The following is a 17,643-nucleotide window of genomic DNA, read 5'->3' as shown; positions in this document are numbered from 1 at the left end:
AACTTACTTTTGCGCGTTTTCGTGATTGCGAATCACGTCTTCAATACCGCCGCACATATAGAAGTGCTGTTCGCTGATATAGTCGTAATCGCCGTTCAGAATTCCCTTGAAAGCCTTGATGGTATCGGCAGTCTTGACGTAAACGCCGGGACGCCCTGTAAAGGCCTCGGCGACGTGGAACGGCTGCGACAGGAAGCGCTGCATCTTGCGGGCGCGCTCGACAACTCGCTTGTCATCGTCGGAAAGTTCGTCCATACCGAGAATCGCGATGATGTCCTGCAAGTCTTTGTAGCGCTGAAGGGTTGATTGCACGCCGCGCGCGACATCGTAATGTTCCTGCCCGACAACCATCGGATCGAGAATGCGTGACGTCGAGTCGAGCGGGTCGACGGCCGGATAGATACCCAACTCTGCGATTTGACGGGACAACACGGTGGTCGCATCGAGGTGCAAGAAGGTGGTTGCCGGAGCGGGGTCGGTCAAGTCGTCAGCGGGCACGTACACGGCCTGCACGGACGTAATGGAGCCTTTATTCGTTGAAGTGATGCGCTCCTGCAACGCGCCCATTTCGGTAGCGAGTGTAGGCTGATAGCCCACAGCGGACGGCATACGGCCGAGAAGCGCTGACACTTCGGAGCCTGCCTGCGTGAAGCGGAAGATATTATCAATAAAGAGCAGCACGTCGCGGCCTTCTTCATCACGGAAATACTCGGCCATTGTCAGGCCTGTCAAGGCAACGCGTGAACGAGAGCCGGGCGGCTCATTCATCTGTCCGAAGACCATTGCCACTTTGGACTCTTTCAACGAAGCCTTGTCCACTTTTGTGAGGTCAAAGGAGTGCGCGTCAAAACCTTTGCCATAGGAAACAACGCCGGATTCGACGAATTCGCGCAGGAGGTCATTACCTTCACGCGTACGTTCACCGACGCCGGCGAAGACTGAAAGACCGGAGTGCTCTTTGGCGATGTTGTTGATGAGTTCCTGCACGATAACGGTCTTACCGACACCGGCACCACCGAAGAGACCAATCTTGCCGCCTTTTGAGAAGGGCTGAATCAGGTCAATGACCTTGATGCCAGTTTCCAGCATTTCGGCGCGCGTATTCAATTCGGTCAACTTGGGGGCAGCGCGGTGAATGGGGTAATGCTTCTCGGCCTTGACGTCACCGAGTTCATCCACAGGGGCGCCGGTCACGTTCAAGATGCGGCCGAGCACAGCAGCACCGACGGGCACGCTGATGGGCTGGTTGGTGTTGACGACTTCCATGCCGCGGGTCAGACCTTCGGTCGGGTCCATGGCGACTGCACGAACGGTGTTGTCACCGAGGTGCTGCTGCACTTCGAGGGTAATGAGCACGCCGTCCTTTTTGACGTGAAGCGCGGAGTAGAGCGGCGGCAGTTCGCCGTCGGTGAATTCGACGTCAATCACGACGCCGATGATCTGCTTGATGGTACCGTTTTTCATCGGGTATTTATGTTATGAACAGAAAATTAAAGTTTGGCCAGAATCTCGTCACGCCATTCGGGCTGTTTGCGAGCGAACGACGCTTCGAGAATCATGGGAATCAGCTCCCGGTCATAGGGTGACCCCGCGTCAATCCGAGATTCGAGAAAACTGAAAACGGTGTCAGGCTGTGATTTGCCGATTTCGCGGATTGCCGAAACGACATTGCGGCGCACGAACTCGGAAGCGTCTTCATAGAGCGGGACAATCAGCTTGAGTACCCGATCAGCATTCCCGGCGGACTGCGAGGCGAATCCAACGAGACCGCGAGCAACAATGCGGCGGATGCGATAGTTGTTATCGGTGCGCCACTCCTCGAAGATCGAGAAGACATAGTCGGTATGCATTTCAGACCATCCAGCAAGCTCAGGCCTTTGGTCGAAAATCATCGGCAGCGCATCGCGAACACCTGCGGATTCGTCATCGGCAAGGTGCCTAATCAGCGGAAGCCATGTCCTCGGATTGAACTTTCCGACGCGGGCAATCAGCACACATCCGACTGCGCGGGCGGCTTCAACCGGAGAACCGGCGAGCCTCAGGGTGATGTCTTCGGCGGATTCGGGAACCCGCTCGATGGCATCGGCAGCAGAATTTCCAAGTTCGAGAATGCGGAAGGACTCTTCGGCCGAGTATTCAGAGAGCAGTTGTTCGCAATCTGCGGCATGCAGGTCCGCTTCGCCGGGTCTGTCTCGCCACTTTCCGATACATGTCAAGATAGCTGCAGACAGCGCGTCGCGGTTTTCAAAGCTCTCACTCACGGTGCGGGAAACCCGCCGGAACGAAAGGGATCGGCGGGATGTTCGGGAAGAGCTTTGTGTTCACGCGGTTCTGGTGCGGAGCGCTCAATCTGCGCACGAAGGTCCTGCAGGTCAATAAAGTGAGATCCGATGGCCTGCCGCAATTCAGCGGCAATCCAGTTTTGCGTGGAAACAACACAGATTTGTCGGCCTCGCGATCGAAGCAGTTCAAGCGCGCGTTCAAAGTCTCCGTCACCTGACAGCAGAATCGCCTTATCGAAATTCTCGATCGTGTTAAACATGTCCATGACAATTTCGACGTCGAGATTCGCTTTTTGCGTGGTCTCCCCCGTTTCGCTGTCATAGATCGTTTTCAGACCTTTGGTTCTCACGACGTAGCCCGCGTAGGAGAGAAAGCGAACGAAGTTTTCGTCTCGCGGGTCGGGCGGCTGCTTCAGACCCATATACCAATAGGCGTCCGTCAATTCATCATCGCCACGCAGCACTTTCAGGAGCTTGGCAGGGTCAAAGAACCAGCCGAGACCTTTCTTCTGTGTGTAGAACATGTTTGCCCCATCAACGAAGATGGAGACGCGCCGACGAGAGAATTGCTGCATTAATAAATTACCTTTTGCGTATCAATAAATATAAACGCCTATGGCGCCGCATCGGAACCGTTTCGGGAGGCAAATCGGCTTCGATAGCGGCAGGTGCACTTTGGCCAATCAGCTTGCGCAAAGACTTGAGCAGGAACGGTTGTCCGAATTGCGACAGAAAGCGGGTGCTTTGCTCTTGAAAGAAGGCCACATCTCCCGCATAGAAGAGATCAATATCAGCATATCCATGTGCCCAGCTCGCGGCATCCGTTGGCGTAGGCAGGCCATGACGAAGCGCATCGGAGATTTCGGGAACAACAATATTTTTTTCGGCTGCAAGCGATTGCAGGCTTCGGTAGATTGTCCTCTGTAACTCTGTTCCCAGCGGGCAGACGATAATCGCTTCCCGTTTTGCCGACGCCACTACCTCTTTGACATATGAAGCACGCCCGTGATGAGGAAGCAAGTGAACGGCATCGCAGCTTATTGCCACTTCCGCGGGGTTCGAGGCCAGCGATAACAAGGGATTCAGGCGGCTCAGCTCTTCAGCAAGCGCAGCAGAGTTTGTACCGGTCGCCGAAACGGAAACAAACGGCGGGTCGGCATTTGCCAACAGATCTGAAAGATACCTGGCGCTGGAGGCTACATCAAAGAACGGTAAATTCATGGGAGCAGTCGAATGCCGGCCGCTCCTATTTCAAGCCTTCAGCTCCGGCCACAATTTCAAGGATTTCACCAGTGATTGCGGCCTGACGTGCCTTGTTGTAGGTCAACGTCAAGCTGTCAATCAGCTCGCCGGCATTCTTGGTTGCGTTCTCCATAGCGGTCATGCGCGCGGCCATTTCAGCCGCGAAAGACTCAAGCAGAATGCGCCAGAGCTGGACATTGACGTGCTTGGGAAGAATCGCGTTCAGAATCGCGAGTTGATTGGGCTCGAAAATAATCTCGGTGCCGGCATTAACAGGTTCATGATCCGGCACAATAGGCAGCAACTGCTCAACGGTAACCTGCTGCTGGATGACAGATTTGAACTCGTTATAGACCACGTACACGCGGTCCATGGTGCTGTTCAAGTATTGCGCCGTAATAGTCTCGCCGAGTTCAACGGCGTGATTGAAGTCAAGATGATTGAAGAAACCCGACATGCGGCCCGTGACATCGGCTCCCCGGCGCGCGAAGAACTCCGTACCTTTCTTGCCGACAGTAACGAGATGCACATGATGCTGTGCATTCTCGCGCATAATCTGCTGCGCCTTTTTCAGGATATTGACATTGAAGCTTCCGGCAAGTCCGCGGTCTCCCGTCACCACTACGATGCCGACATGATCCACTTCACGGACTTCCAGAAGCGGGTGTGCCGACCGCTCGACGTGTGCAGAAAGATCTCGTATGGCCTCGCGAAGCGTCAATGAATAAGGCCGCGCATTCATCATACTTTCCTGCGCACGCCGCAGTTTAGCGGCGGCGACCATTTTCATGACGCGCGTGACCTGCTGCGTTGACTTGACGCTGGAAATGCGCCGTTTAATGGTTTTTAGACCGGCCATATATCAGAAGATAAGAAATTGGAAATTCAAAATGGGAAACGAATCAGATTCCGGCAATACGAGTTTGTCCTTGTTCGGTTTTCAATCGTTTGACGCAATATACCCAGAACAGAATCAGGCCAAAACATTGGCTTCCGCTGACGATTTTGCCCACGTCAGAATCGGAGTAGAATCGCGTCAGCTTCATAGTAAAGAAGAAAGCGGCCGCGATTAACAGGATACTCTGAGTGTCAACTCTTCCGCGCCGCCACTCTGAATACAGCAAGGCACCAAGGGCGGGCAAAACGAACAGGAAGTAGTGTTCCCAAGTCACCGGCAGCGAAAGCAGCAGGCCGGAAATCATCAGGCCGTTTTCCAGCGAAAAAGGCAACTCCGAGTTTCTATGAACCCAAAGCAGAAGCACAGTTCCACCGAGAAAGACGAGAATAAAAAGAGCCCGGACAAATTGAATGAGCGGAGAGGGATCGAAGTTCTGTCCCAAGAGACTTTTGCCGAGCACCGCTCTGGTAAACCAGCCTGCCGGCGACTGATTACCGAAGTACGTATAGACCACGCTGCCAAACTCCCTCACGGCATCCCACCATCTGAGGTGAATGTCCCAACCCATGAGAGTTATGGAAAGAATGTAGATCGCAGCTACGGTCCCGGCAATACCCAGAACGAATCGCCATTGCCTCTTGACGAGCGGGAGAAGCACCCAGCCTGCCGGAAAGATCTTAACCGCCATCACAACGCCAATTAATACCGTCGCCGCTTTACGGGCGGATTTCAAACGAAGAAGGCCTTCCCAAAAAAGCACTGCGAGCAGAGGTACGATTTGCGCCAGCTTGGTCGCTCGCGCCATCGGATAGCACAGCAGTACGAGCGAGAATGCCCACAGAAAACCACGCCACGAGAATGCCGTCCCCACAGCACGAACGATTTGCGACGCAAAGACAAAGAGCAGAATTACATTTATGGCGAACAGTGAATTCCGCCAGACATAAACGTGGACATCTGACACAGGCGACAGCACACCGGCAAGGAACGGCGGATAGAAGTAGGCATTCTCATCACCCCACGCTCCGAGTCGGTCCGCTTGAGGGCGATACCAATCCTCAATCCAACGTTCATATCCGTCGTAATCGGTGTACATTCTCTCAGGTTGACCAGAATGCCACGCATAGGATGCAAGCTGAATGTGAAAGAGGTCGATATGCCAGAGATCAAACGAACTTCGCTGCCAGAGGAAGACGCCGACAGCGAGAATTACTGCGAGCAGCCAATCAGACGGGCGTTTCACGAGCGTGCCGCCCCCATGTGGAAACTACTTATTCCAAGTGGCTTTGAAGTCAGTAATCAGAGATTTCAGCTTGCCTGTGAGATCGTCATCAAGCGCCTTTTTCGTGCGGATGCCTTCGAGAATCTGTGCACCGACGGAGCGGACATACTTAATGTATTCAGCTTGAAAACGAGCAATATCGCGGTCCTCAACGTCATCGAGATAGCCTTGGCCGGCAGTCCAAAGAATGGCGACCTGCTCTTCTACGGGCCATGGTGAGTATTGACCTTGTTTGAGCACTTCGACGAGCTTGGCGCCACGAGTCAGCTGAGCTTTGGTTGCCTTGTCCAGGTCGGACGCGAACTGCGCGAATGCCGCCAGGGCGCGATACTGTGCGAGGTCGAGACGCAGCTTTCCTGCCACTTGACGCATCGCTTTAATCTGCGCATTACCACCCACACGTGAAACTGAAATACCGACGTTGATGGCGGGACGAATGCCGGAATAGAAGAGTTCCGATTCAAGGAAAATCTGACCGTCAGTGATTGAAATCACGTTGGTCGGAATGTAAGCGGACACGTCCCCCGCCTGGGTTTCAATGATGGGGAGTGCGGTCAACGAACCTCCGCCCAGCGCATCGCTAAGTTTAGCCGCGCGTTCAAGCAAACGGGAGTGGAGGTAGAACACGTCACCCGGATAGGCTTCACGACCCGGCGGACGGCGAAGCAGTAGCGACATCTGACGATATGCCCATGCGTGCTTGGTCAAGTCGTCATAGATACAGACAGCGTGCTTGCCATTGTCGCGGAAGTACTCGCCCATAGCGGCGCCAGCGTACGGCGCAAGGAATTGCAGCGGAGCCGGCTCAACAGCGGTGGATGACACGACGATGGTGTGTTCCATTGCGCCGTTGTCTTCCAGCGTCTTCACCACCTGGGCAATCGTGGAACCTTTCTGGCCGATAGCGACATAGATACAGATAACGCCCTGCCCCTTTTGATTGATGATAGTATCAATCGCAATGGCGGTTTTGCCGGTTTGGCGATCGCCGATGATGAGTTCGCGCTGACCACGTCCAATAGGAATCATGGCGTCAATTGCCTTGATTCCAGTTTGCAGCGGCTCTTTCACGGGCTGGCGGCTGACCACACCCGTCGCGATACGCTCGACAGGGTTATATATCCTGGCGTTAATCGGACCTTTTCCGTCAAGCGGCTGACCGAGGGGATTGACAACGCGTCCCACCAATTCAGGGCCGACCGGTACTTGAACGACCTTGCCGGTGCGTTTGACGATATCGCCTTCTTTCACCGTGGTATCAGACCCGAAGAGCACGCAACCGACGTTGTCCTCTTCGAGGTTCAAGGCCATTCCTTGAATATCGCCGGGGAATTCGACGAGTTCACCATACATGACCTTGTCAAGTCCATAGACGCGGGCGATACCGTCACCGACGTAGACGACTCGGCCTACTTCATCAACGGCAGACAGTGACTTGTAGTCTGCAATCTGCTCTTTGAGTATGGAAGTTATTTCTTCGGGTTTTAGTTTCGTGGACATGGGGCAGGGAAATTAGAAAATAGATTCGATAGTAGAAATCAGACAGCGGCTGCCATGCGTTTGCCGAGATCTTGAACTTTTCGCGCGAGCGAACCGTCGAGAATGTGATCGGGATATTGAACGACAATCCCGCCGATTAGCGCAGGATTCACATGATAGGTAACGACCGGTTTCTTACCGCTTTTGGCGGCGATACTCTGTGTGACACTTTGCTTCATTGCATCGGACAGCGGAACAGCGGTTGACACCGTGACTTCGACTTCACCTTGATGATCACGAAAGAGTTTGTGAAAACGGTCTGGAATGGACTCGAGGATTTCGAGTCTAGATTTTTCGAGCAGCAGATCGATAAACCGGCGAGTCATTTCGCAGAAACCCGCCTTGTCAGCGATGCTCATCAGGATGGCACGACGCTTGGCGTTGCCGAGACTTGGACTTGCGAGCAGCACAGGCAATTCACGGTTTTCCTTGTAGATTGCCGCAATTGCAGCAAGATCACGTTCGACATCGGCGGCGCACTCCGCTTTCAAGGAAGCTTGAAAGAGAGAACGAGCGTAGCGTAGGCCAAGCGCGCCTTCAAAACCTTTCAACGGTCCTCCTTCAATGCTTCCATAATGAGCTTTTCGTGCTCTTTGTCATCAATAACGCGTCCCAAGAGTCGGGATGTTGCCTTGGCAGTAAGTTCGGCGACATGTCGCGCCAGATCAGCTTTAGCGGACTCGGATTCGCGTTCGATATCGACACGAGCCTTTTCCAGCAGTTTTTGCCCCTGCTCTTTGGCAAGGACCTCCATCTCGGCCCGGTGCCTTTCAGCTTGATCCTGAGCCTTTTGAATAATCTCCGCGGCTTCCTTCTTGGCATTAGCCATGGCCTGCTGATAGTCGGCCAATAAGGCACCGGCTTTTTCACGTTCAGCCTTTGCTGTCTCGAGATCGTTGCGGATCGAGTTTTCGCGGTCCGTCAACCCTTTGATGATTGGCTTCCAGCCGAATTTGCCGACTATCCAAACAACGATCAAGAATGTAATGATCGTCCATAGAATAGAACCGGGTTCGATATTGAGGATATTTTGCAGGCCCATGAGTGCTTTAGTGCTACAGTTTCAGATTCCGCGGAAAAACTGCCGCGCATTTTCGCAGCGCAGCGAGTGCATTGTTCATACGGCAGCCGCAGCCGCGGCCGATCGACAATCTTACTTGGTCCAGATGAGGATGCAGATCAAGAAAGCAAAGAGGGCTGCACCTTCGACCAGTCCGGCCATGACGAGGGCGGCACCCTGAATTTTGCCGGCAGATTCCGGTTGACGTGCAATACCGTCCATGGCACCTTTACCGATAGAGCCGATGCCGATACCAGCACCGAGAGCAAAGAGTCCAGCGCCCAATCCGGCGCCGAGCAAAGCGAGTCCGTTTCCGAGTTCCATTTTCGAGTTTCTCCGAAAAGATTGCGTGAAAAAGATAAGAGAAATAGTGCGATTTCAGATTCCGGCAGCAGGGGACACACCGGACAGACGTGCGAACGTCAATGGGACGGGTGCATGGTCAGTCCCATGAACGTTGCCGTCAGCATGATGAAGATGTAGCTCTGAATCAGGGCCACGATTATTTCGAGCAGGAAAACGCCAACTGCCACAGCGATAGCAGGTGCGGCAAACATCAAGCTAACAATGAGTCCGAGCAGCACGGCGAGCACAGCGTGCCCGGCGAGCATATTTGCAAAGAGACGAATCGTCAGCGCAAAGGGGCGAATCAAGAAACTGACGATTTCGATAATGATCATCAGCGGCATCAGCCATCCGGGAACGCCGGGAGGCGCGAAGTGATGCAGAAATCCGCCGAGGCCGTTAACCCGTATTCCCATGCCGACCATCAAGCTAAGAGTGCATAGGGCCAGGCCGGCGGTAACGTTAACATTGCCAGTCGCGGAACTTCCCCAAGGAAGGAGACCGAGCAGATTTGAAAACAGAATGCCGGTAAACAGCGACATGAAGTAGGGCATGAAGAAATCCGTCTTCTCATGCAAATTCGGTTTTACAACTTCATTTCGGACAAATCCGATCAAGCCTTCCAGGGCATTGCGGAGCCCTGTCGGAACCTGAGTCTTTTGGCGCGCCGCAGACCAGACCAGTAACCCCATCAGTGAGAGGGCGATCAACCACCACAAGCGGTGCTTGGTAAGGGTGAATTTGAAGTTTCCGAATTCGAACGTGGGAAGGTGAATATCGAGACCGAACAGCTCCATGTGATCTGAATCAACAAGGTGGTGTTCAAGAATATGTACAAGCGTCGTTCCAAGTCCGTCTTCATGTCCATGCGTCTCAGCATTCGCGTGCTCTTGCTGCTGCCCAGCGGCAGCGACACGCGGTTTTTCCTTGGCCAGCGCAAGGCCGCAGACCGCAGCGATACCAATGACGATAAGTAACCGTGATAAGTTCATTTGGCGGATTTAGAAATCAAGAATTCGATGACAAGACTGATATAGAAAGCGAGAACGATACCGAGTACCAAAGCAATCTTACCGATTTCGGGCTTCTGCATCTGCCAGAAGAGGCCAAGACCGATAATTGTGAATCGCAAGGCGACGCCGATTCCCCACAGTTTGACGAAGTTTGTCATGCCGCGCCGGGCTTTGAACCAGGCAAGGACCAGGGCGGGGATGGAGGCAGCAGCTCCGATTGACATACCGATGAGGAACGAATTCATTCCCTTTGATCGGATTTGTCTGAGTTGTCAAGGTTGCGAATCAACAGGATCGTGCGATACAAAGCGGCCGCGAAGCCAACTACCGCGCCGACCGTCATCAGCAGCGGAAAGGTCTTCAATTTTGAATCAATCCACCAGCCGATAATTCCAAACAAAGCTGTTGCTGCGACAATTGTGAGGCCAATGGCCAGAGGGTCCTGGCGGGGCGGCTGAAAGCTTTCAAGCAACTCAGGACGCGGCAGAGACCGGGCGGTTGCGTGGAACAAGATCGGCTTCGGAATCAACTTCCGGAGACAGAGTGATCGTGGGAAGGGCAACAGGGACCTTACTGTCATCTGTTGCCGTATGACCTCGGACCTTCGCGCCTTCCTGAATCGAGAGCTTGCTCGCGGAGAGATCTCCCTCGAGTTCAGCAGAAGCTTCCAGATGAACCTTTTGCTTAGCGACGAGGGAACCCTTTACACGACCCGCGACGATAATGCTATCGGCCTTAATGTTCCCATCGACAAGTCCGGTCGTGCCGATGGTGACCATTTTGGCGCAGACCACGTCACCTTTGACGCGGCCATCAATTCGCAGTGAGCCTTGAGTTTTGAGTGTGCCGATAATCTCGGCATCCTTGGCGAGCAAAGTGGACATCTCTCCGGACGAGCTATCCGAAGATGTCAAGCGAGTCCATTTAGCCATGCGCCCGTCCTCCCTTTTGGGAATTGGCTGAAGATGAATCAGCGGCAGGCCGGCAACAATCAGCCAGCACTGCCCGCCAGGACGGACTCGGGATCAACCCTGACTCCGTCTTTCCAGATTTCGAAGTGAAGATGCGGCGCGGAACTGCGCCCGGAATTCCCGAGGAGCGCGATAGGTTGACCCTGAATTACGCGGTCTCCGGGCGCGACCAGCAACAATTGGTTGTGGCCGTAAAAGGTATTGTATCCTGACTTGTGAGCGATGACGATTAGATTGCCGTAAGGGTAGCTCCAGCCAGCAAACAGAACAAGACCATTAGCGCTCGCTTGAATCGTGGTACCTTCGCGCGCAGCTACATCGAGACCGTAGTGTCCGGGGTCATTGAGATCACGCCTAGCTTCGAAGGTACGGGTCACATAGCCGCGAACGGGGGGATGTGTAGGAATATCAGCAGGCAGAACGCTTTCTGAACTAATCTCGGCGGCACGTTCTCCGTAAACACCAAGGACAAGTTCATCTTCAGGCAACATTTCGTCCGAGGAAATCGGCTCCGTCCGGGACGGATTCAAGACATCGGGCGATGGCAAATTTCCGTCCGGCAATTGCAAACCCCGCCGAAGCTGCTGCTCAAACTGTTTGAGTTCAGCAAGCCGTTCCGCTATATCGCGAATCCGTTCGTTCGTGGATTCAAGCTCTTTGACTTTGGCCTGTAACGCGGTGTTATCTTGGACTTGCGAAGACAGAGACCAAGTCATATAGCTGAAGACCAAGAGCAAAGAAAGAGCAGCGATTCCAGCACCTGCAGCGATGTAGAACCAGAGACGCTTAACACGAAACTGGCGCATTTGAGCTTGATTTTCAGACAGGACTACGACCGTCCACTCTTTTTGGAGGTTTGGCATCCTTTAACCGTTCTGAAAACCTATCAGGAATTTCGGAATATACTGAATTAGACTCGGAGTGTCAAGTGAAAAAAACAACTATCTGCTTTCTAAAATATTGATAGTATTAAATTTCCGGCTCAAGCTGACGACTTTTAGCAGCTTCAAAGAGGAGCACAGCCGCCGCGGAAGAGACATTAAGGCTGTCAATTTGGCGGTAGAGTGGGATTTTGACAACGAGGTCGGAACGCTTGAGTAAGATGTTTGAAACACCGTTTCCCTCTGCACCGAGAACAAGGACAGTAGGTCTATCCCAATCGATTTCGGTGTAGAGTCTTGCCTGAGCGTCGTGCGCCGCGGCGACTACCCACCAACCTCCTTCTTTGAGTGTGCGCACGGTTTGGTCCAAATTCGTGACCTGATACATGTCAATCAAGGCAGCACATCCCGCGGAGGTTTTGAAGACGACTTCGGTAAGCGGCGATTGACGGCGCTTCCGGAAGACCACGGCATCGACTCCGGCCGCGTAGGCGGACCTCAGAATTGCGCCGAAGTTCCGGGGGTCTTCGATGCCATCGAGGAGAAGGACGAGCGGCGCGGGCTTTCTGTCCACGATTTCCTCGAGGACTTCGAAGTCACCGTGAATCTCCGGCAATTCAATGCGCGCACGGACACCTTGAGTCGGCACCTCGGCTTCAACGTCGGGTATACTCGACTCGCGCACGGGGACGCGCAGCTTAGCACCGAGCTCACGAATGCGGTCAATGGTTTCGCCGTGCGCTCGGGGCGCAATTGCGAGGTCGCAAACCAGACCGCGGCGGAGTGCTTCGAGCACGGGGTTGCGACCGTAAATAGTCAACGCGTGTTCAGAAATGGGGCGATTACCGTAAGGGGAACGGTCTCGGTCATAGCTTGGTCGGCGAGGCAAGGAAAGGTGCCTTTGATTAAAGAATGAGTCTTACCGGTCAACGATTTCAAGCAGTCGATTCAAATCATCAATGCTGTAGTACGTAATTTCAATTGTACCGCCGCGGCCTTTCGGCTTGATCTTGACACGAGTTGACAATTGCCTGCTCAGGGTATGCTCAACTTGCTGCAGCGCCTTAGTCTCGCGGGACTCGGCGACAGTAGACTTGCCCGGACTTGGCTTGGATGACTTCGGCTTGCGAGTCAACGCTTCCGCCGTGCGAACAGTCAGCTTTCCGTCCACGAGAAACCGTTCGAAGAGTTCGAGCTGTTCACCTTCATCCACGACAGACAACAGCGCCCGCGCGTGTCCCATGGTAAGTTTTCCTTCGGTGAGCGCACCCTGAATACGCTGCGGCAGTTTCAGTAATCTGACGAGGTTTGCCACATGGGCACGGCTCATTCCCATTTTCTCGGCAACAACTTCCTGAGTAAGCATGTATTGCTGCTGCAAGCGAACGATGGCCTGGGCGAGCTCAATTGGAGTCAGGTCTTCGCGGTGGACGTTTTCAAGAATTGCCAATTCGAGCATCTCTTCGGAGCTCTCGACAATTCTAATCTGCGCGGGGATGGTTTTCAGGCCCGCGGCACGGGTGGCACGCAACCGACGCTCACCGAGGATCAATTGGTAACGGGCACCAGCCGGTCTGACAACGACTGGCTGAAGCAGACCTTGTTTTAGAATCGAGTTTTTGAGCTCATCAATCCCTTCGTCCCTGAAAACCTGTCGAGGCTGGAAAGGATTCGGGTCAATCATGTCAACCGCAATCTGCATGACCTCTTGTGTCACAGCAGACGTCGGATTAACATCGTCCTCGGTGATGAGCGCCCGTAATCCCTTTCCAAGCGCCTTGTGTGATTTCATGCGACGGCCTCTCTCGGCGGAAGTTGCTGATGACTTAGAAATTCGACGGTGAATTCGCGGTAGTTTTGTGCGCCGCGGCTCAGCGGATCATAGGTATAAACGGTTTGACCAAAGCTGGGTGCTTCAGACAAACGGACATTGCGCAGAATCATCGTTTTATACACGCGCTTCTCGAAGACACCGGTGATCTCATCTGCAACTTGCTTGGTCAGGTTCAGCCGGCCGTCATACATTGTAAGCAGGATTCCCTCAATTTCCAAGGAAGTGTTCAAGTGCCTCTTGACCAGATTAACCGACTTCATAAGCTGTGCCAATCCTTCGAGCGCATAGTATTCGCACTGCATCGGGACAAGAATAGTGTTCGCGGCCGCCATGGCGTTGAGCGTCAGCAGTCCGAGCGACGGAGGGGTGTCAAGCACGATGAACTGGAATTGCCCAAAGACGGAGTCCAGCGCTTCGGCGAGAATTCGTTCGCGAGCGAGTTTAGAAACGAGTTCGATTTCGGCACCGTGCAGACGAGTATCCGCAGGGAGCAATGAGAGTCCTGCAACATTCGTTGGGCGCACAGCCTCAACCGCAGGCATCTCGTTAATGAGTACATCGTACACACCGTTCTGACTTTCCGCAGGGGTAACGCCGAGTCCCGCCGTAGCATTTCCCTGCGGGTCAAGATCCACGAGCAGAGTCGGATAGCCTTCGAGTGCCATTCCGGCGGCAAGATGGACGGCGGTCGTGGTTTTTCCCACTCCACCTTTTTGGTTTGCGATAGCGATAGTCTTGGTAGGCATATTACTCCCCAATTAGTAGAAGATCAGATCGAACGATTGGCGACGACGACACAGAACTTTCGTGAGACATCAGCCTCCAGCAAGTAAACCAAGCTTGGGCAGGTGGGTTTCGCGAAACTTTTCCCGAAGAAGCGGAAATTCAGTAAGCTCAGGATCTTTTTGCACCATTGCAAAGGCTCGTTCGCGCGCGAAATTGAGCAATACTTCGTCGCGCTCGGGAATGTAATGTCGATGTTCGGCTTCACCGGATTGCCGAGTGCCAAACAGTTCACCGGCTCCTCGAAGTTTGAAGTCAAGTTCAGCGATTTCAAAACCGTTGTTAGTAGTTTGAATTGCATTGAGTCTGGCTTTAGCTTCTTCCGTAAGTTTCGGGCCGGGAAGGAGGATGAACACAGACTTTTGACCTTTACGACCAATTCGGCCGCGAAGTTGATGGAGAGCCGCCAGACCGAGTCGTTCAGGGTTTTCTACTACCATTACTGAAGCATCCGGAACATCAACCCCGACTTCGACGACAGGCGTAGCGACCATGATAGGAGTCTCTCCGTCTCGAAATGCCTTTACAGCCGATTCCTTTTCATCAGAGCTCATTCTTCCGTGCAACAATCCGACCTTGACAGACTTCAAAACTCCGGATGCGACTCGCTTGTGATAGTCGATTGCCGCCTCGACCTGAATATTTTCCGATTCCTCGACCAAAGGACAAATAATAAATACGCGCTGATTCTGCTCCGCCTGATCAATCAGATACTTATAAACTCTGTCGCGGTCGGGCCCGTACCGGACCACAGTTGTAACATCACGGGGTCCCCCGGGGAGTTCGTGCAGCGTTGAAACGTCAAGATCCCCGAGTTCGGAGAGCCTCAGCGTGCGCGGGATCGGAGTAGCCGTCATGATCAGGAGATTAGGTCTCTTGCCTTTGCTTGACAGCTGTGCACGCTGCTCAACACCGAACCGGTGCTGTTCATCAATGACCAACAAACCGAGCCTGGGAAACGATAGCTTTTCATTGAGCAGCGCGTGCGTACCGACAAGAATATCCACGGCACCGGCTGCAACAGAGGAGAAGATTTCGCGTTTCTGAGCTGCGCTAATTTTGCCGCGCAATACCCGAACATTAAGGCCGGCGGCTTGAGCAGGCGGCGCAATCGTGCGCGCGTGCTGCAGCGCAAGGATTTCGGTGGGCGCCATGAAAGCCGTCTGGAATCCGGCATCCGCGGCCATTGCGGCAGCGAGTAACGCAACGGTCGTTTTTCCGGCACCAACTTCCCCATGCAGCAGTCTCTGCATAGGCATGGGACTAGCCAAGTCCTGTCGGATTTCGGAGAGTACTTCCTTTTGTCCGTTTGTCAAAGGAAACGGCAGTGCATCCAGGACCTTGCGTGTCAGGGGGCCGATATTCTCAAACGGACCGACACCGGGAAGAACTTTGTTGTAGTATTTCCGAAGCGCAAAGAGAAGTTGGTGAAAGAGAAAGTCTTCAAATCGAATGCGGCGCCATGCTTGTGCAATCTGCTCAGGCGAGTCAGGAAAGTGCACTTGAACGAGCGCATCCGGGAGCGGGAGCGCATTAGCCGCAGCGATGTCCTCAGTCGGAAGGTACTCCACCAATGCGTGCTTGACAAGTGCAAGTGCTTCCTGCTGAATGCGCCGCAGGTTTCGTGATTCCAGTCCAACTTTTCGAAGTTCCAGCGTGACTGGATACAGTGAGACGATTTTGCCGGTGCTGAACATGCGACTTTCATCACCATCTTCACCCAACCTGTCAACGGCGGGATGATAGAAAACGTTCTGTCCTTCGTCGGCAAGCTTGCCGCTGACAGCGACCAATTCACCCTCGACTAGCTGTTTCTGCCAATACTGCGCGCCTTGAAACCAGACACACTTCAGGGTACCGGAGAGATCATTCACGAGCGCGGTCAGCATTATTTTCCCGCTTCTCGTGCGCCGCGTGTCCGACGAAATGACTTTCCCTACAATGGTAACTTCGTATTCCGTCGGAACCAAATCGCGTATACTTAGCTGCCTTGACCTGTCAAGATATCGACGTGGATAGTAACGAATCAGGTCATTCAGCGTGAGAATGCCAATCTTCTCAAGAGCCTTAGTGCGGAATTCTCCGACTTGTCGAAGAGCCGAAACGGGTTGCTTCAAGAGATCGGACACAACGAATTCTAACGATTTCTAATCGTGTACGTGAGTACCACTTCCTTGTCCGGCGGGGCGACGGCATCAAACTCAAACTTGCTCGCGCTGACCTTGCGCACCGGAAGACTTGACTTCGTTATCTCCCAATCACCCCATGAATAGTCAACAACTACGATGGTTACAGTATCAGATTTTTTGTTTCTGAGTTTCACTTCGATATCCTGCTCGTAGACCGTATTCGAGATTTGACGGTAGTCCTTTTGAACTCTTTCAACAGCGATGTCGAAGGCGTTACCAATGGTAACCCTCACTTTCTCATCGCGCGGCGTGTGGTCCAGGTGATCCTCACCGATAAATTCCTGCGAGCCGTCGGTATCCCTTTGGAACACTCGGACCCGGCCCGCTGGCAAAGGGATGCCAAGGTCATTCTCTGTCGAGTTCAAGAACTCGAGGGAGACGGAGACTTTGCCGTTATTGCGGTTATTATCAAACTCGTAGATTCGTTTGGTCTGTACATCGGCGTTTGGAAAGAGACTGACTTGCTTTGTTTGATTGTCAAGCAAGTCGGTGGATCGTTCGAGCGTATACAGATGGTACTCAAAGAAGGACTTTTCGCTGAATTGGCGTCCGCCGTCCCTTGCCATGACCTCAGCGCGCATGAAATCATTATACTTAGGCATGGGCTGCTGAGCGCGATGAACCTCACCGGCAATCAATTTCAACTTGGCATCTTCATAAGACGCACCCGACATGTTATTCAGCGTTACCCAAGCTGAGAGCTCTGCACGATTGCTTTCGTCGATAACAGCGACATAGTCCGCATTCCAACTCATTCCACCGGTAAGATAGGAGACCTCGGCCTCCTGATTACCGCCGTTGGGAGCGTTTACCAACCAGCGCAAAGTCGGACGAGTAATCAGGCCTTCCGGTAACTTGGGAAATCGAATCTCTTGAATCGATTCGGCCAGCAAAGAGCGGATGCTGCCGTCATTCGATTGCACAACAATCGTATTTGAGGACGCTGTCAGCAACTTACCTGAAACAACATCGCCGCCTTCTACAACAACTTCAATCACTTCATCAATGTATTTTGAAAGCAGCTTTTCCGGCGAGACGAGATCGAAGTCAAAGTTCTGCTCGAGAAGGGTTACGCCGCTCGCTTTAAAATGCACCGAGGACTGGTCGATTCTCGCAGCGACATCCTTGAAGAGCAATTCGCTTTGACCCTTTTGGAATCCCATTTCACGGACATCGCGAACCAGCGCAAGGTCCTGGTTGTAGACCGTAACAGACACGCCGGGTTTGGCAATTGCAGCAGAACTGAGCAGCAGAAGTGCGGCAAGCTGTGCAAAGAAGCGAATCATCTTAATCCTCTTGGTGGTTTCATGATAGAACGCCGGAC

The 17,643-nt window shown here is 53.3% G+C and carries 20 protein-coding genes; all 20 read right to left on the bottom strand.

What is annotated here, in order from left to right:
• Positions 1-3: 3 nt before the first annotated feature.
• The 20 genes from atpD to HUU59_00905 all read right to left on the bottom strand — a co-directional run bounded on the left by atpD (position 4) and on the right by HUU59_00905 (position 17,605).
• Positions 4-1,464 (bottom strand): F0F1 ATP synthase subunit beta, encoded by a 1,461-nt coding sequence (gene atpD / locus HUU59_01000; GenBank protein NUO18014.1) that lies wholly within the window; start codon positions 1,462-1,464, stop codon positions 4-6.
• Between the two features lie 26 nt (positions 1,465-1,490).
• On the bottom strand, positions 1,491-2,261 hold the full coding sequence (locus HUU59_00995) for a DNA alkylation repair protein (GenBank protein NUO18013.1): 771 nt from the start codon (positions 2,259-2,261) through the stop codon (positions 1,491-1,493).
• Complete coding sequence (locus tag HUU59_00990) at positions 2,258-2,857, bottom strand: NYN domain-containing protein (GenBank protein ID NUO18012.1); 600 nt, start codon at positions 2,855-2,857, stop codon at positions 2,258-2,260. Before HUU59_00990 ends, HUU59_00995 begins: the two co-directional genes overlap by 4 nt.
• A gap of 7 nt (positions 2,858-2,864) precedes the next feature.
• Complete coding sequence (locus HUU59_00985; GenBank protein NUO18011.1) at positions 2,865-3,503, bottom strand: hypothetical protein; 639 nt, start codon at positions 3,501-3,503, stop codon at positions 2,865-2,867.
• A 25-nt stretch (positions 3,504-3,528) separates the two neighbouring features.
• Positions 3,529-4,383, bottom strand: a complete 855-nt coding sequence (gene atpG, locus HUU59_00980) for an ATP synthase F1 subunit gamma (GenBank protein ID NUO18010.1) — start codon at positions 4,381-4,383, stop codon at positions 3,529-3,531.
• Between the two features lie 43 nt (positions 4,384-4,426).
• On the bottom strand, positions 4,427-5,665 hold the full coding sequence (locus tag HUU59_00975) for a DUF2029 domain-containing protein (GenBank protein NUO18009.1): 1,239 nt from the start codon (positions 5,663-5,665) through the stop codon (positions 4,427-4,429).
• Positions 5,666-5,689: 24 nt separating this feature from the next.
• Positions 5,690-7,204: a F0F1 ATP synthase subunit alpha gene (locus tag HUU59_00970; protein NUO18008.1), complete on the bottom strand. Its 1,515-nt coding sequence runs from the start codon at positions 7,202-7,204 to the stop codon at positions 5,690-5,692.
• A 38-nt stretch (positions 7,205-7,242) separates the two neighbouring features.
• Entirely contained in the window at positions 7,243-7,794 is a 552-nt protein-coding gene (gene atpH, locus HUU59_00965) for an ATP synthase F1 subunit delta (GenBank protein NUO18007.1), read from the bottom strand.
• Complete coding sequence (atpF, locus tag HUU59_00960) at positions 7,791-8,285, bottom strand: F0F1 ATP synthase subunit B (GenBank protein NUO18006.1); 495 nt, start codon at positions 8,283-8,285, stop codon at positions 7,791-7,793. Before atpF ends, atpH begins: the two co-directional genes overlap by 4 nt.
• Before the next feature lie 111 nt (positions 8,286-8,396).
• Complete coding sequence (locus HUU59_00955; GenBank protein NUO18005.1) at positions 8,397-8,627, bottom strand: F0F1 ATP synthase subunit C; 231 nt, start codon at positions 8,625-8,627, stop codon at positions 8,397-8,399.
• Positions 8,628-8,725: 98 nt separating this feature from the next.
• Complete coding sequence (gene atpB / locus HUU59_00950) at positions 8,726-9,640, bottom strand: F0F1 ATP synthase subunit A (protein NUO18004.1); 915 nt, start codon at positions 9,638-9,640, stop codon at positions 8,726-8,728.
• Complete coding sequence (locus HUU59_00945; GenBank protein NUO18003.1) at positions 9,637-9,906, bottom strand: hypothetical protein; 270 nt, start codon at positions 9,904-9,906, stop codon at positions 9,637-9,639. Before HUU59_00945 ends, atpB begins: the two co-directional genes overlap by 4 nt.
• On the bottom strand, positions 9,903-10,172 hold the full coding sequence (locus HUU59_00940) for an AtpZ/AtpI family protein (protein NUO18002.1): 270 nt from the start codon (positions 10,170-10,172) through the stop codon (positions 9,903-9,905). Before HUU59_00940 ends, HUU59_00945 begins: the two co-directional genes overlap by 4 nt.
• Positions 10,135-10,593 carry a polymer-forming cytoskeletal protein gene (locus tag HUU59_00935; protein ID NUO18001.1) on the bottom strand — a complete coding sequence of 153 codons (459 nt, stop codon included), beginning with the start codon at positions 10,591-10,593 and terminating at the stop codon, positions 10,135-10,137. Before HUU59_00935 ends, HUU59_00940 begins: the two co-directional genes overlap by 38 nt.
• Before the next feature lie 59 nt (positions 10,594-10,652).
• Positions 10,653-11,495 (bottom strand): M23 family metallopeptidase, encoded by an 843-nt coding sequence (locus HUU59_00930; GenBank protein ID NUO18000.1) that lies wholly within the window; start codon positions 11,493-11,495, stop codon positions 10,653-10,655.
• Between the two features lie 106 nt (positions 11,496-11,601).
• On the bottom strand, positions 11,602-12,402 hold the full coding sequence (rlmB, locus tag HUU59_00925) for a 23S rRNA (guanosine(2251)-2'-O)-methyltransferase RlmB (GenBank protein NUO17999.1): 801 nt from the start codon (positions 12,400-12,402) through the stop codon (positions 11,602-11,604).
• A 30-nt stretch (positions 12,403-12,432) separates the two neighbouring features.
• Positions 12,433-13,305, bottom strand: coding sequence for a ParB/RepB/Spo0J family partition protein (locus tag HUU59_00920; GenBank protein ID NUO17998.1), 873 nt, complete (start codon positions 13,303-13,305; stop codon positions 12,433-12,435).
• Positions 13,302-14,093: a ParA family protein gene (locus HUU59_00915; GenBank protein ID NUO17997.1), complete on the bottom strand. Its 792-nt coding sequence runs from the start codon at positions 14,091-14,093 to the stop codon at positions 13,302-13,304. Before HUU59_00915 ends, HUU59_00920 begins: the two co-directional genes overlap by 4 nt.
• 69 nt (positions 14,094-14,162) lie before the next feature.
• Complete coding sequence (gene recG / locus HUU59_00910) at positions 14,163-16,259, bottom strand: ATP-dependent DNA helicase RecG (protein ID NUO17996.1); 2,097 nt, start codon at positions 16,257-16,259, stop codon at positions 14,163-14,165.
• Positions 16,260-16,267: 8 nt separating this feature from the next.
• Positions 16,268-17,605, bottom strand: coding sequence for a DUF4139 domain-containing protein (locus HUU59_00905; GenBank protein ID NUO17995.1), 1,338 nt, complete (start codon positions 17,603-17,605; stop codon positions 16,268-16,270).
• Between the last annotated feature and the right edge of the window lie 38 nt (positions 17,606-17,643).

This window comes from bacterium (assembly GCA_013360195.1).
In the GTDB taxonomy this organism is placed as follows: Bacteria; Electryoneota; RPQS01; order RPQS01; family RPQS01; genus JABWCQ01.
Note: the sequence above shows the minus strand (reverse complement) of the source record. Positions and strands in the feature narration are given on the sequence as shown.